Source organism: Bradymonas sediminis (assembly GCF_003258315.1).
GTDB lineage: Bacteria > Myxococcota_A > Bradymonadia > Bradymonadales > Bradymonadaceae > Bradymonas > Bradymonas sediminis.
On the sequence record NZ_CP030032.1, the window covers coordinates 3,312,068 to 3,327,070 of the forward strand.

Here is a 15,003-nt window from a genome sequence, read left to right on the forward strand (position 1 = left end):
TCTGTTTTCAAGCCCCTTCGCCCCGCCCCACATGGACGCCCTCCCACCCGCGCCTACATTCGTGGCACGTGCACAGCATCGACGCGCGCCACACGCGCCCACCGTTCACAAAACCAACCGTCCAACATCACCGGGGACATACGATGGCTCAAGAGCTCGACACAAAACAGATCGCCCTCCTTGCCACCCACGGATTCGAGCAATCCGAACTTGAGGAGCCACTTATCGCGTTACGCGAGGCCGGCGCCGAAGTCGCGATTATTAGCCTGGAGGCCGGAGAAATTAGGGGTTGGCACGATGGGGATTGGGGCGAGTCGATTCCGGTCGACGCGACCATCGACGAGGTTGACGCGAGGGGATTCGACGCGTTGCTGATCCCGGGCGGCGTGCTGAATCCCGACAAACTCCGCATGAACCCGGCGGTGGTCGAGTTCGTGCATGCGTTCTTCGCGCAGCACAAGCCAGTGGCGTCCATCTGTCACGGTCCGTGGCTATTGGCCGAGGCGGACGTGATTCGGGGGCGAAAGCTCACCTCATATGGCTCGATCAAGACCGACCTGAAAAATGCCGGCGCGAATTGGATGGATCAGGAGGTCGTGGTGGACAACGGGTTGGTGACGAGTCGCAATCCGGGGGACTTGGACGCATTCTGCGCCAAAATGCTAGAGGCCTTTAAAATAGGCACCCAAAAGGGGCAAGTGGCCTCGCCCGAGCGCCATCGCGCCCAACGAGACGGCTCGAAGCGACCGCGTCCGCGGGCCTGAGGCTGCAGCGCAAAGCGGGCGCCACGACCTACGCGTCGCCATCGGAGGCTTTTGCCGACAGCAAGGCCGCCGAGATCTGGGTGCGGAAGATACGCCCGTGCCAATAGGTGTCGATGGCGTCGCCGACGTAGCGCAGGACCGGCTCGCGGTCCGACGACGGGATAAGTCCGAGCCAATGCGGGAAGAAGGTCTCACGGATCAGCGGCGACTGGAGGAACTCGTGCCCTCCGGCGAAGGCGAGCTCCCAGCTAAGCTTTTCGACGGCTATCTGGGTCAGCCCGGCGGCGCGTGCAAGCGCGGCGAGTCGCGATGGGGTGAGGAGGGTCCGCTTGAGTTTGGCGATACGGGGCGCGACGAGCTCGAGCAGGTCATGGGCGCGCAGCGCCTCGTCGAGGATATCGTAGAATTCGGGGAAGCTCTCGGCCAGCGGCGCGGCGATGAGCACGGTGGCGCCATCGGCGCTGACGCGTGCAAGTTCCCCCATGGCTTGCTCGGTCTGGCGCAGGGTTAATAGCCCATCGAAGCAGATCCCGGCGCGAAACACACCGTCGGCATAGGAGATCTTGCCGACGCGCTGGTCCACAAAGAAGATACGCTTTTGGGTATCGACGCTCTCGGCGCGTTTGCGCGCGACGTCGAGCATCGCGTCGTGGCCATCCAACGCGATGATGCGCGTGCCTTCTTTGAGCACGGACAAAAGCTCAAGCGGGACGAAGCCGCAGCGGGCCTCGGCGACCAGGACGGTGGCCGCCTCCTCGCAGGGCACGAGCGCACGCGAGGCCTCAAAGACTGGCTGGGCCCACAACTTCTCGACCACCGCCTTATAGGCGCGCGCTTGCTCAAATGTACTGTCGGTAGGTTTGCTCACGGTGCGAAATGCTCGTAGCCAACGGAATCCAATTGAAATTTTTCGCCCTGCGCGTCGACAACCGAAACACCCTCGACGGGGTCGATAATCTCACCAATCTCGAAGAGTTCCCAGTTTGTGCCGGGGGAGCAATCAGCGCCGCCATCTGCACCATCCCTGCTTCTCTCGTGCTGCATGATGCGCTGCAATTCGTCGATATGGCGCTCAGGTACGCTAAAGCATAGCTGAAAATCCTCGCCGCCACCAAGTAAATAGCGAAAAAGCTTTTTCTCATCGCTGAATTGTTCGCAATAGGCGATCAGTTCGGGATGACGAGGAAGCCGGTCCAGAAAGATGCGCGCGCCCACGTTGCTGGCCGAGCAGATATGCCCGAGGTCTTGGATAAGCCCGTCGCTCGTGTCGACCATCGCCCCTGCCAGGCCTGAGGCACCAATAACCGCTCCTTCCAGCACACGGGGATACGGGCGCCGGTGCGCGCGGAGTAGCGCCGGGTACGCGACTTCCTCGCCTCCATCGAGGAGAATATCAAGACCTGCGTGGGAGAGCCCCGTCGGCCCGGTAATAAATACCCGGTCACCGATTTGGGCCTGCGAGCGCAGCAGCGCCCCACCAGGCGTCGAGGAGCCGAGCGCCGTGGTCGTGATCATCATCGGACCCGAGGTCGAGGTCACATCGCCCCCGATGGGATTGATATAGAATTTCTCCGGGCGAAAGAGGTCACACGCCTGTTTGAGCCCCAGCAAGAGCCCGTCGATAAACGGCTTCTCGAGGTCTGGCGGAAACGAGAGGTTCAAGAGGAACGCGCCGGCGCGCCCACCCATCGCCGCGACATCGCTCAGCGAGACGGCGATGGCCTTAAAGCCGATATCCTCAGCGGAGCTCCAGTCACGACGAAAATGCACGCCTTCGACCAGGGTATCCGTCGAAATCAGGTCGAAAGCCCCGGGCTCAAGGACAGCGCAATCGTCGCCGATACCAACGCGAACGCCGTGCTTTCCCGCGGCCGCTGGGTCCAACGAGTCGGCATCCGAGAACAGGGCTTCGATACGCTCGATAAGCTTAAATTCGCGATACATAGGCGGAAAGTCCGTGGCGTCGGGGGAAGCGACTTATTTGCCCAAATAAATAACGATAAACAGGACGAGCATGACGGCGAGCAAGATGATCGCGACCGTGATAAACCGACTGCGATAGCGGTCGACTTCTTGTTCGAATTGTTGGGCATCCGCGCGGGCGCGCGCGGTCGCGACGATCACCCGCGACTGCATGCTCGTCGCAAGTTCGCCAAGCTGCGCGACGGCCGTTTCGTCCTCAGGGAACGCGACCAGATGAGCGCGCAGCTTGCGAATGCCAAGTTCGAGGAGGTCCTCATCGACCACAAACCCGACGAAGTTCTGAAGCTTGTGTTCGGCGGCCGCAGATCCCGGCTCAACCTCCCCGATAGCGGCCCACAAGAGCTCGGCTTGCTCAAACGCCGCATCTTTTCCGGGGGTTGGACGCTCCCACGGCGCCTCACCGGGCCCATAATGTGCAGCCTCGGCCTGGTTGAGACCGCAACGCGAGCAGTTTTGTTCGGGCTCTGGGGTCAGGGCTAAATCAAAGCCAAGGAGATGAACGCATTTAAGGCAGCGCGCGCCGTCGCCCGGCGTTGGAACGAGCGCTGAAAGCGCGTCCTTTCGAAGCCACAGACTGGCGGCATCGCGAGCGCCGTGGCGCCCGGGGCTGCTCGGTGCTCCGTCGTCATTTCGCGCCTCGGCGGACTTCTCGAAGGCAGCCTCTGCAGGCCCGGTGCTCAGCAGATTCTGGTGGCCACAATTCTCGCAGGTCAGCATCACCCCATCGGCGCCAGCGTCGACCGAGGCCGCCGGACCGATATGCGAGCATTTCTCACAGCGTATTTCCACAGCTTTCTCTCAAGTTTGTCCAAGATAATATGGGGCAGCGTGGCGCACCGATGATATCGCCATCGCGGCGGCGCGCAACTTTATGGGGGCTCAGCGCCAGGGGGCGACGCTCCCGCCGATATCGAATTGATAGAGGCGCGTGGGCCGGATGGGCGCGCCCTGGGGGCCAAAGCTCAACTCGCCGGTTACCCCAAAGAAGGTGTCACGCGCCCCGGGCAGTCCAGCGCGCGGAATGAAGTGCAGTAGCCGGCCACGGAGCGCCTGGGCGTCGGGCTTCCCATCCTTGGAATCCAAGCGCTGATTAGAGCTATCTCCATGAATTTCCTGAAGGATCTTAGCGAGCATCCAGGTAGCGTCAAAGACGACAGCGTCGAGATTAACGGGACGGCGGCCCGTCTTTTCCTCGAAGAGCAGCTCAAACTCCTGGGCCTTGCCGCCGTCGGCCTCGACGGCAAAAATATCCGTGTAGATTGCACCCGCGGCGAGCGCGCCGCTTAAGCGCATCGACGAGCCTTGCCAGGCGGAGAGGCCCAATAATTGGACGGCCTCTCCCTCACCGCCATCGCCATTTTGCAGCCCCACGCCTGGTAGAAAAGCCAAGACTCGCGAGATATTCGCATGAGAGTCCGGGATAAATAATAGGTCAAAGTCCACGACGCCTTTGCGACGAATCGACACATAGCCGTCGCGATCCGCGCGCCGCTTATCCACGCGCGCCTGCTTGCCGACCTTGAGTCGTTTCCCGACCAATTCGTCGAGGGGCTTTCTGAAATTTGTGGTGTCCTCCGGGTAACTGGCGAGCGCGGTCACCTGGCCACCAAGCGCCGCGAATTGCGCCCCAAACCCGAGCGCGGCCTCGCGCCCGTAGAGGGACTCCGGAAAGAGAATCGCGACCCGCTTAGCCTCACCGAACTCTTGTCGCACCGCACGGGCCAGGCCCGAAGCTTGCTCCGAGGGCGATTGATTGAGCCGGAAAACCCAACCGCTCCCCGGGTTGATCGTCGGGTCACCGGCGAGTGAGAAGAGAGGAAGGCCTGCACGATGAGCGGCGCGCGCGGCGGCCAGGGATTCGCGACGCCCGACCGGCCCGAGCACCGCCAAAACCGCCGGGTCACTGGCCAACGCGTTGATCGCGGCGATGGCTCCGGCGGGCGTACCGAGGGTATCGCGGACGACAACGCGCCCGCCGCCCTCCTGGACCGCGACCTGGGCGGAGGCCAAGACAGCCTTGCCGAGAGAAGCGTATTCACCGCTTAGAGGCACCGCGACGCCAACCGCGAATGGCGCCGGCTTTGCGCTCGTCGGAGGCTGTTGTGCGCAGAGCGACGAGGCCCAGAAAAAAACGAGCGTAAATAGGCAGAGCGCACCCGAGAAGGTGCGCCCTGCTGAAACAAAATACTGTGGATGTGACTTAACCAAAGAGCTTCTTCATGCGGTCAAAAAAGCCGGCACGATCGGGATGAACATCCTCGCCGCTTTCCTCGGCAAATTCGGTGAGAAGTTCGATTTGCCGGTCATTGAGTTTGACCGGGGTCTCGACGACGACGCGCACGAGTTGGTCGCCATGGCGACGTCCACCCAGCGCGGGGAAGCCCTTGTCGTTAAGACGGAAGGTCTTGCCGGTTTGGGTTCCCGCGGGGATGGTCATCGAGACTTTGCCGGCGAGCGTGGGGACCTCAAGTTTGCCGCCCAGGGCAGCCTGGGTAAAGCTAATCGGAATGGTACAGACTACGTCGTTGCCATCGCGCTCGAAGAGCGGATGGTCTTCGAGGCGGATGACAATATAGAGGTCGCCCGGGGGACCTCCGTCGGCGCCGGGTCCACCGCGACCGGTCCAGCGCAACTTTTGACCGGTGTCGACGCCCGCGGGGACGGTGACTTCGAGGGTTTCTTCGATCTGGCGAATCCCCTTGCCGTCGCAATCCGAGCAGGGTTTGGGGATATATTTTCCGCTGCCGCCGCAACGCGAGCACGGGCGCACCATCGAGAAGAAGCCGTTTTGAACGCGGACCTGTCCACGCCCATCACAGGTGGTGCAGCTCTCGACTTTGCTCCCGGGCGCGGCGCCGGTCTTATCGCAGGTTTCACAGTCAACAAACGCCGGAATCTCGACTTCGCGCGTGACGCCCTCGGCCGCCTCGACGTAGCTGACCTCGATCTCCATCTGGAAATCGTTGCCGCGCACGCCGCGACGTCCCCGGCCGCCCCCCGCGCCGCCGCCGAACATGCTGCTAAAGATGTCGAAGATATCGCCCATCCCGTCGAATCCCTGGGCTCCAGCGCCGCCGAAGCCGTCGGTGGTCCCGAAGCGGTCGTAGGCCGCGCGTTTATCGGCGTCACTCAGGATCTGATATGCCTGTCCGACTTCCTTAAAGCGCTCTTGAGCCTCGGGATCGTCGGGATTTTTGTCGGGATGATGCTTCATCGCCAGGCGGCGGTAAGCTGACTTGATTTCGGACAAATCGGCCTCTCGGGACACCCCGAGGACCTCATACGGATCGATAGACATGACGGATACTGTGGAAAGGGTACAAAGGAATTACGGGCAAATCGCCGCCCTCAAACACGTGGTGGGAGGAGACCCACGCCAGGGTGAGGGCGGCTTAATTGCCCGGCAAAAAATGTGCAAGCCTGTGTTAAACGCGCATCACGAGACAGGTTTAGTTAGGCCTCGTCTTCGGTGCCCGAAGAATACATGGCCTCGGCCAGTCGATAGGCCGAAGTCTCAAGGCTGTCGAGGATTGCGGCGAGTTCGTCGAGATTGGCGTCATCGAGAAGTTCTCGAATGGTGGCCAAATCGTTGGCGATATTCTCGCGGTCTCCGACGGGCAGCGCGTCGCCAAACTCTTGGAAGCTGCGCTCGGTTGAATAGAATAAACCCTTGGCCTCGTTGCGCTTTTCGGTCAATTCTTGTTGATCGCGGTCGCGGGCCTCATATTTGGCAGCATCCTCAATCATCTTGGCGATTTGGGCTTCACTAAGGCCACCATCGGCGACGATATTGATGCTCTGCTCATGATTGGAACCGAGGTCCTTGGCGCGCACAGTCACCAACCCGTTCTCGTCGATCATGAAGGTGACTTCGATCTTGGGAACACCTCGGGGGGCCGGCGGAATTCCAACTAATTCAAAACGGGCCAAACTTTTATTATCGGCGGCCATCGTGCGCTCGCCCTGGAGCACATGGATGGGCACCACGCCCTGCTTGTCGACCGAGGTGCTAAAGACCTCGGAGCGGGTGCACGGGACGGTGGAGTTACGCGGAATGAGCGGGGTAAAGACCCCCCCGGCGGTCTCAACACCCAACGTCAACGGCGTGACGTCGAGGAGTAAGACATCGGTGACCTCGCCGCGGGCGATGCTGCCCTGCACGGCGGCGCCCATGGCGACGACTTCGTCCGGGTTAACCGACGCGTCTGGCTCGATATTGAAGAATTCAGCCACGCGCTGCTTAATCAACGGCATGCGGGTCATGCCGCCGACCAACAGGACGGTGTCGATATTACTGGTCGCCAGGTGCGCGTCGGCCAGGGCCTGCTTGCAGGGCCCCAGGGAGCGCTCGATCAGCGGGGCGACGAGGGATTCGAGCGTCTCACGCGTGACCACGGCCTCGAGGTGGCGAGGGCCGTCGGCGTCCGAATAGATAAAGGGCAAGCTGATGTCGGTACTTTCTTTGGTCGACAGTTCGCATTTGGCCCGCTCGGCCTCTTCTTTGAGGCGTTGCAGCGCGATCTTATCGCTGCGCAGATCGATGCCGTGCTGCTCCTCAAAGCTGGCGGCGAGCCAGTCAATCAGCAGATTATCGAAGTCTTCGCCGCCCAAAAAGGTGTCGCCCGCGGTCGACAGGACGCTAAAGAGTCCCTCCGCCAATTGCAGGATCGAGATATCGAAGGTGCCGCCGCCCATATCGTAGACAGCGACGGTCTGATCCCCCATCTCTTTGGAGCGCCCGAAACCGTAAGCCAACGCGGCCGCGGTAGGCTCGTTGACGATACGCAGCACGTGAAGGCCGGCGATTTTACCGGCGTTCTGGGTCGCCTGACGCTGAGCGTCGTCAAAATAAGCGGGGACGGTGATGACCGCGTCGGTGACTTCTTCGCCCAGAAAATCTTCGGCGACCTGCTTCATCTCGCGCAGGATAAAAGAAGAGATCTCGGCGGGCGAGAAGGTCTTCTTATTGGAGCGCACCCAGGCATCACCGTTGTCAGCCTCGATAATCTCGTAGGCCACCGCCGGCACGGCGCTCTGGACATCGGGGTCGCTAAAACGCTTACCGATCAAGCGCTTGACCGCATAGATCGTATTCTCAGCGTTGGCCTGCGCCTGGCGCTTGGCCAACTGCCCGACCATGCGCTCGCCGCTTTCGCTAAACGCAACAACTGACGGAGTGGTGCGCGCACCCTCCGCGTTCGGCACGACAAGATGTTCGTCGCCATCTAGAACACACACGCAACTATTGGTGGTGCCGAGATCGATTCCAATCGTTCTTCCCATGTGGCTAGAACCTGCTCATTTTTTAAAGTCAGTAGCGATAAATTCACGTAGGCGCGCAGTCCTCAAATAGGCGGAGTGCGCGCCGCCTTTTCCCCGAAACTCTACTCCCCGGCGTTTTCATCGTCGGCAGGAGTCGAGTTATCCTCGGCATTTGCGCTATTATTGCCGTCGGAGGTACGTTTTGCAACCGAAACCATCGCGGGACGCAGAAGCCGATCGTGAATCGAGTAGCCCTTTTGGTATTGCTCGACGACCGTGCCGGTCTCGTGCTCGGTGGTCTCGACCTGCTGAATCGCCTCGTGATGCTCGGGGTCGAATTTGCTGCCACAAGCTTCGATGCCCAAAATGCCGTGTTTTTCCAGGGCGCCGATAAGTTGGCGATACACCATCTGAACGCCGTCGATGATGCCGGCGGCGTCCGGGCTCTTGTCGGCGTGCTCGAGCGCGCGCTCAAGGTTATCGACCACCGGGATCAATTCGAGCGCGAATTTATCGTGCCCGTATTTGCGGAATTCGTCTTTTTCGCGACGCGTGCGTTTGCGCAAATTATCGAGGTCTGCGGTCGCGCGCATCCAGCGCTCCTTGAACTCATCGCGCTCCTTTTCAGCCGCCTCAGCGCGCTCCTCAAGCGCTTGAAGTTCAGCCGCGTTTGCAGCCTGAACGTCGTCGGACATCTCGTCGACTTCACCCATTTCAATAATCCCCTCCGAGTCCTCATCGGGACTCAAAAAAAGTTCATCCAAATGATCGTCGCCAGACTCTACGTCTTCGACCGAGTTAAACTCGTCGTTGGGCGCCTGCCCCTGGGACGAGACCTCGTCGCCAGCGACTTCTTGCCCTTCAACCTCAGAGGCTTCGGATTGTTCGACCGTATCTTTATTCACGTTATCGCTCTCCTTACTCAAAATGCTATTCTCCCAATGTCGTTACCTTCCAAGAAGATGCGCGTTATCAGCAGGTTATGGGCGAAACCAACCCCTGGCTGACCGGAACCGTCAGTGGAAGTAATCGTTAAATTCTATGGATAAAATATTATTATTTCGTTCGAAATCATGAGCGAGATTATAGCCGCCTTCGCGCGTCGCGCCGGGCGCGAATCACCGCCTTGCAAACGCTAATTTTAGCCATTTGTGGCCAATTCTCTGGATAGCACACTCGCAGCATAATCGACCAGTGGAATGACGCGGGCATAATTCATGCGAATCGGGCCTAAAACGCCGACCACACCCATCGGTTGGTCACCACGATAATAGTCACAAATAATCAGGCTCAAATCGTCGCCCAGGTCCCAGCCCAGCTCGGGGCCAATCAATGCCTGGGATTGGCGGGTCTCACAGATCCTGTCGAGCAGCTCGACCATATGCTCGGTCTCGGCGAGGGCACGCAACAACTCGCGCATGCGATCGATATCGGTGCTGAATTCGCGCTGCTCCAAGATATGCAATCGCCCCTCAACATGAAGTTGCGGGCCGGGAGTATCCTCCAAAACCTTATTGCCGATTTCGAGGGCTGCGCGGACATAATCGAGATAATTTGCCTGGGCGAGTCGGCGCTCGTCGCGCACCCGCTGGCTGAGCTGGGCGAGAGTCTGACCGTCGACCAATTCGCTGAGGTAGTTCTGAATCTGGCCCAAGAGACGTCGGTCGATGGTCTCGCTCAGGTGCACAACGCGATGAAAAACGCGGGCGTCTTGAGCGACCAAAATCACCAGGACACGATGATCGCTTAGCAACGATAATTTAATATCGTTGAGGCGCATATGATTGAGCCCGCTCATGGACACAATGCTGGTCAACGAAGAGAGGCGGCTGAGCAACTCGCCGGCGCGCTGCGCGGCGTTGCCGATGGGGTTTCCAAGGCTGCTAAACTCACGCTCAAATTCGACGCTGAGCGGGTCGTTGTGGCGGTGAAGTAGGTTTTGCTCGTCGAGATAATTCACATAATAGCGCATGCCCGCGGGCGTAGGGACACGACCGGCGGAGGTATGCGGCTGAAAGAGCACACCCTGCTCTTCGAGTTGGGCCATGACGTTTCGGATGCTCGCCGAGCTCAGCCCGATCCCGGGCGCGCGCGCGACGGCTGCGCTCGAGACGGGTTCACCGTGCGTGGCGAATGCCTCGACAACCCGCGATAGAATCTTTTTTTGCCTGTCAGTGAGCATTTCCACGATGCGATCCTCTATCGATGCATGCCTCTAAAATCGTGTATTCTTGGAGGTTCGGCGGGTGCGGATAGCGCGCTTTCGACGGGGTCGATTAGACGCGCATTCCAGAAGCACTATAGGCGACAAAAAATTCCGGCGCCGCCACAAAACATAGCAAAACCGGAGCCGCTCGCCCACCGGGCGCGCTATCCTAACCGCGGGTGATATGGCTGTCGAGAGTGGGGCCGTTGAAATCGCCCCGGCAGGAAGTTGAACGTCGAGGGGGAGCGCCGACACCGCGCGGCAACGCCTACTCGCACGAAGCGCGCAGCGGAGCAGAACTCCCGCCACCGAGCGAACCGTTGCCGAGTTGCCCCGCAATATTATTCCCCCAACAATAAACCGCGCCATGCACATCAATCGCGCAAAAATGGTCGAACCCGCCGGCGAGCGCTACAAGCTGGTCCGCGTTGCTCTGAGATGGATCGATTGCGGAGCCAACTTCACCACAGCGAAGCAAGCTGCTCTCGGGGGTCGTCGCACAGAATTGAGCGCTTGCACCGACGGCGATTTGCGCGCCCAGGAAGTCGACGAGGCCGCCCTGCCCGTCCATAAACGGGCGCGGCACACTTTCGCCCGCGCCCCAACAATAAACGGCGCCGCTGGTATGCAAGCCGCAGGTCGAATCATCAGCCGCCGCGATGGCCTCAAAGTCATTGGATATAGGTAGGGCGCCAGGCGCAGTCTCGCCGGACGTGGCGTTGGAGTCTCCGGTTCCAAGTTGGCCGCGCGTGTTATCGCCCCAGCAATATGCGGCGCCATCGACCGTGAGCCCACAGGTATGCTGCCTGCCCGCAGCCACCTCGTGAAAAGCGCGCTCACTTGCGACCTGGGTGGGAATCGTAACGCTTGACTCACCGCCCGACACCCCCAATTGGCCCGCCCGATTATCGCCCCAGCAATAGAGCGTCCCCGCGGTATCAAGCGCGCAGGAGTGACTCTTACCCACGGCAAGTCGACGAGGCGGCGTGGGGAGTGCAAGCAACGCCGGCTCGGCGCGGTCCTCGGTGCTCATATCGCCGAGCTGCCCGTGCGCGTTGGCCCCCCAGCACCACAGCGATTTACTCGAAGTGCTTAGCGCGCAGGTATGAACCTCTCCGGCGCCAAGTTGGTCTATCTGAGGTGACAGATAAGAGGTCAACAGCGTCGGGCTGGAGCGCCACGCCTCTTCACCGATGCCGAGCTGACCATAATTATTTGCGCCCCAACAATAGACCGAGCCCGAGGCGTCGGTAGCGCAGGTATGGGCGCCGCCGACTGCAATGACTGCGCCCCTAAAAGCATTATCGCTTAGGCCATCACAGTCATTGTCCTGACCGTCGCAGACTTCAACACTAACCTTGCATTCGCACCCATTTGAAGATGGTTCGCCATCTCGATCTACAAACCCATCCTCGCAGAGATACACGCAGATGCGCTCAACGCAGCTCGCCTTCATATTCTCGTAGAAAGGACAATCCGAGGCTATATCGCACTTCTGCCCGGCCCCTGAATCACCGTCGAACTCAGCGCGTTCTGTGTCGGAGTCGCTCTGAAGCGACGCGCCGGCAAATTGCGGTGCTTCCTCATAGAGTCCACAACCCGCTAGCGGGGTCGTAAAACCGAGCAGGAGAACGACAATGAAGGGAAAACGCGGGCTTCGGGCGACTTGAATTGCCATGGTTCGAACCGTCAAGTTTGGGGATAGATACGACCACTGAGCCTGTTTTCGGCCCTAACTCAACTGCGAATACAATGCTGCGACTTCTCGCTGCCAGGCAGCACCCCAACTCGAATTCCAAGAGTTGGGGTGCGCGAGGTTAGTGACAAGTAAACTCGTCGATGACCACCGTCGCGGGGTTGGTCTTCGTAAGCCGGAGCGTCTGGATATACGAATCGGTGCGGCGAACCGACAGGTATTCATCTCCGGTGTCGAAATTCGGGTTGGTAAATTGATTAAAGTGAAGTCGTGAATCGCAGCTCCCAAACGGACACTGAATAAAACCCCGCCACCAGGTCATTCGGTAAAAATGGTCATCGTAGGGCTGAATAAACCACCCAATATGTGCCGTTTGGTTCACGTCAACCCCCGTAATATTCGGAGCCATTAAATGACGCCCAATATATTTCGAATTGCCAGACATCGGAAGATCGGCCCAATTGCCTCGGACATAGTGCTGTGTGCCGTCTTGACCGATGATTTGGTACACTCGCACGATGCTCGAATACGAATTTGCCAGCGAAATATAATATCTGGTGTCGCTCAGCGGGAACATGCCTGGACGAGCAAAGCCGTAGCTCACGTGGATTCGCGGATGCGCGTAGCGCTTTGAAGGATCGTTAACGCTATTATAGATTATGGGAGGCTCCGCCCAATTACCTCGCATGTCGCCGAACCCAGCAATCTGCCAGCGATTACCGGTCGTGCTATACCAGACGAGCATCATATCATCGCCGGACTTTGGACTCGCCCCGAGCGCCACGTCCACGTTTTGGGAGAGCGAGTCGTCCACGACAAGTCGCCCGGTGAATCGGAAATCCGATTGATACCCCGCGACTTGTCGAGCCGTCACGAGCCTGAAGGTCGACGAAGTCTTCTCCTCGACGAACGCGACATACCAATAGGGCTCACACCCGCTCGTGCAATTCGACGGCGCTGTCAGATGATATAATGCCGCCGAAAACTTCCCATAAGTTGACGTCGCCGGCTCATGATAAGGAGATACGTCGTGCGCTGTGATATCCGTGTTCCCCGGAGACCACTCAGCCAGCGTCAGCGTATTAAGCGTTTGCTGGGTGATTGAATTATACCAAGTCCCCCCAATAAGCGCCGCGCAATATCCGGGAGCCTGGCCCACCCCCTTTATCCAATCAATGTCCAAAATAAAGCGTGCTCCCGAGAGCGTACGCGTGGCGCTATCGTAGCCCCCAGCGGCGTCGACGCGCGAGAAGATAACGTTCGTGCCGTCCAAATGTGCTGCACAGAAACTATCGTCTTCGTGGGTCGGAACCGCCATGATTTTGGGAGGATTTGAGTTTGTAACGCGCCCCGCCAGCGCAACGCTCGGCGGACTATCCGAGATCAGCCGAACCTCGTCGATCTCCCCATTGCAATCGTTGTCCTTGCCATCGCATTGACCGGGCGCCCCCGGATAGACCGCGGCGTCAGTATCCTTACAATCGCCAATGACACCCGCATAACCTGCAGGCTGCGAACAACTCGCGCGCGTGCTCGAGGCAACACCAAAACCGTCACCGTCCGCATCCCTAAACCATACCGGCGCGCCGACGGCCTCATCCTCATCGACACGCCCATCGCAATTGTTATCGATCTCATCGCAGACCTCATCTGCGCTTGGATTCACCGCCGCCTTGGTGTCATCACAATCACCATCTCGGGCAATATATCCGGCGGGCTTGGAGCAACTCGCTCGCGTGTCAGTTGCGAGGCCATACCCATCCCCGTCGGCGTCTCTAAACCAGGTCGACGCGTCGATCGCTGAATCTTCGTCGACGCGGCCATCGCAGTTATTATCGATCCCATCGCAGACCTCAGCGACGCCCGGATTCACCGCCGCCTTGGCGTCGTCACAATCCCCGTCTTGGTCGACATAACCCGTGGGCTGCGCACAACTTACGAGGGCTATCGATGCGTCACCGTAGCTATCCCCATCGGCGTCCCTGAACCAGGTGGGCGCGTCGACGGCCTCATCTTCATCCACCTGGCCATCGCAATTATTATCGACCCCATCACAGACTTCGTCGGCGCCGGGGTTCACCCCTGACTTGGTGTCGTCACAATCCCCGTCTTGATCAACGTAGCCCGCGGGTTGTGAACAGCTCACGAGGGTTAGAGACGCGTCACCATATCCATCCCCGTCGGCGTCTTTAAACCAGGTGGAGGCGTCGACGGCCTCATCTTCATCTACTTGGCCGTCGCAATTATTGTCGATCTCGTCGCCACAAATCTCGTCCTCGGGCTCCCCGGGCGTCGCGTCACAGACCACGCCGTCCTGGGCATCGCTGCAGATATAGACTCCGGTCTGCGCACAGGCGCCTACGCCGACAGAGCACTCCTCCCCAAGCGTCGGGAACGATTCGTCCACCAAACCGTCGCAATTATTGTCGAGACCGTCACAGATCTCGACGCCGCCGTTGCTCGGGATGCACTCACGCTCGCAACCCGTGCCGCCGGGAACCTGCAGGTCGCCGTCAATATCCGAAAATCCGGCCTCACACTGATATTCGCACCCGCCCTCGACGCACGATGCCGTCGCATTCTCGGGAGCGGTACATTTAGCGTCACAACGCCCGCAATGGTCCGCACTTGTCTGGGTATCGACGCAGCTAACGCCACAAAATGACTGTTCCTCAGGGCAGATACGCTGGTCACCTTCCTGCTCCGAGTCGCCCGAGGCGTCATCCCCCGCATCGTCGCCGCCACCGCTCACGTCACCGTCCACCTCGACCGTATTCTCGCCTTCGCGGGTCGCGTCACCATCACCACCACAACCCCCAACGACTCCCAGACACAAAAGAATGCAGCTCATCAGAAAATATTGGCTGACCTGTTTCATTGCGACGTCCTCCCAAACATTAGTGAACGAAAATTCGCAGAACCGAACGCATGAAACGCCATCAAGACGTCACAATACGGCCACCGCAAACTTCGACCCGTTTGGCACAACGCGCGACCCAAATTGTCTATACAGATATGCGTCCAAAGCTATCAGCCGACTGAACGTAATGCAAGCATACCCAGCGCGCACTTCAGCGCAAAACCGACGCGAA

General features: G+C 59.6%; 11 protein-coding genes. 1 reads left to right on the plus strand and 10 read right to left on the minus strand.

Features of this window, described 5'->3' with window-relative positions:
• The first annotated feature begins 143 nt into the window (after positions 1-143).
• On the plus strand, positions 144-764 hold the full coding sequence (locus DN745_RS12545; protein WP_111335313.1) for a type 1 glutamine amidotransferase domain-containing protein: 621 nt from the start codon (positions 144-146) through the stop codon (positions 762-764).
• Positions 765-792: 28 nt separating this feature from the next.
• Here the strand turns inward: DN745_RS12545 and DN745_RS12550 are convergent, their stop codons facing one another.
• The 10 genes from DN745_RS12550 to DN745_RS12595 all read right to left on the minus strand — a co-directional run bounded on the left by DN745_RS12550 (position 793) and on the right by DN745_RS12595 (position 14,789).
• Positions 793-1,632 carry a class I SAM-dependent methyltransferase gene (locus DN745_RS12550; RefSeq protein ID WP_162687645.1) on the minus strand — a complete coding sequence of 280 codons (840 nt, stop codon included), beginning with the start codon at positions 1,630-1,632 and terminating at the stop codon, positions 793-795.
• Positions 1,629-2,708, minus strand: a complete 1,080-nt coding sequence (thiL, locus tag DN745_RS12555) for a thiamine-phosphate kinase (protein ID WP_111335316.1) — start codon at positions 2,706-2,708, stop codon at positions 1,629-1,631. Before thiL ends, DN745_RS12550 begins: the two co-directional genes overlap by 4 nt.
• 33 nt (positions 2,709-2,741) lie before the next feature.
• Positions 2,742-3,536, minus strand: coding sequence for a zinc ribbon domain-containing protein (locus tag DN745_RS12560; RefSeq protein ID WP_111335318.1), 795 nt, complete (start codon positions 3,534-3,536; stop codon positions 2,742-2,744).
• 90 nt (positions 3,537-3,626) lie between these two features.
• Positions 3,627-4,955, minus strand: coding sequence for a penicillin-binding protein activator (locus DN745_RS12565; protein WP_111335319.1), 1,329 nt, complete (start codon positions 4,953-4,955; stop codon positions 3,627-3,629).
• A complete protein-coding gene (dnaJ, locus tag DN745_RS12570) occupies positions 4,948-6,045 on the minus strand; it encodes a molecular chaperone DnaJ (RefSeq protein ID WP_111335321.1) in 1,098 nt (365 codons plus the stop codon). The genes DN745_RS12565 and dnaJ overlap by 8 nt, the downstream gene beginning before the upstream one ends.
• 155 nt (positions 6,046-6,200) lie before the next feature.
• On the minus strand, positions 6,201-8,030 hold the full coding sequence (gene dnaK / locus DN745_RS12575; RefSeq protein ID WP_111335323.1) for a molecular chaperone DnaK: 1,830 nt from the start codon (positions 8,028-8,030) through the stop codon (positions 6,201-6,203).
• A gap of 101 nt (positions 8,031-8,131) precedes the next feature.
• Positions 8,132-8,914 (minus strand): nucleotide exchange factor GrpE, encoded by a 783-nt coding sequence (grpE, locus tag DN745_RS12580; protein WP_133621864.1) that lies wholly within the window; start codon positions 8,912-8,914, stop codon positions 8,132-8,134.
• A 236-nt stretch (positions 8,915-9,150) separates the two neighbouring features.
• Entirely contained in the window at positions 9,151-10,191 is a 1,041-nt protein-coding gene (hrcA, locus tag DN745_RS12585) for a heat-inducible transcriptional repressor HrcA (protein ID WP_111335326.1), read from the minus strand.
• Between the two features lie 292 nt (positions 10,192-10,483).
• The gene (locus DN745_RS12590) at positions 10,484-11,893 is read right to left on the minus strand and encodes an RCC1 domain-containing protein (protein ID WP_111335328.1); all 1,410 of its coding nucleotides are present in this window, start codon (positions 11,891-11,893) and stop codon (positions 10,484-10,486) included.
• A 139-nt stretch (positions 11,894-12,032) separates the two neighbouring features.
• A complete protein-coding gene (locus DN745_RS12595) occupies positions 12,033-14,789 on the minus strand; it encodes a putative metal-binding motif-containing protein (RefSeq protein ID WP_111335329.1) in 2,757 nt (918 codons plus the stop codon).
• Positions 14,790-15,003 lie beyond the last annotated feature (214 nt).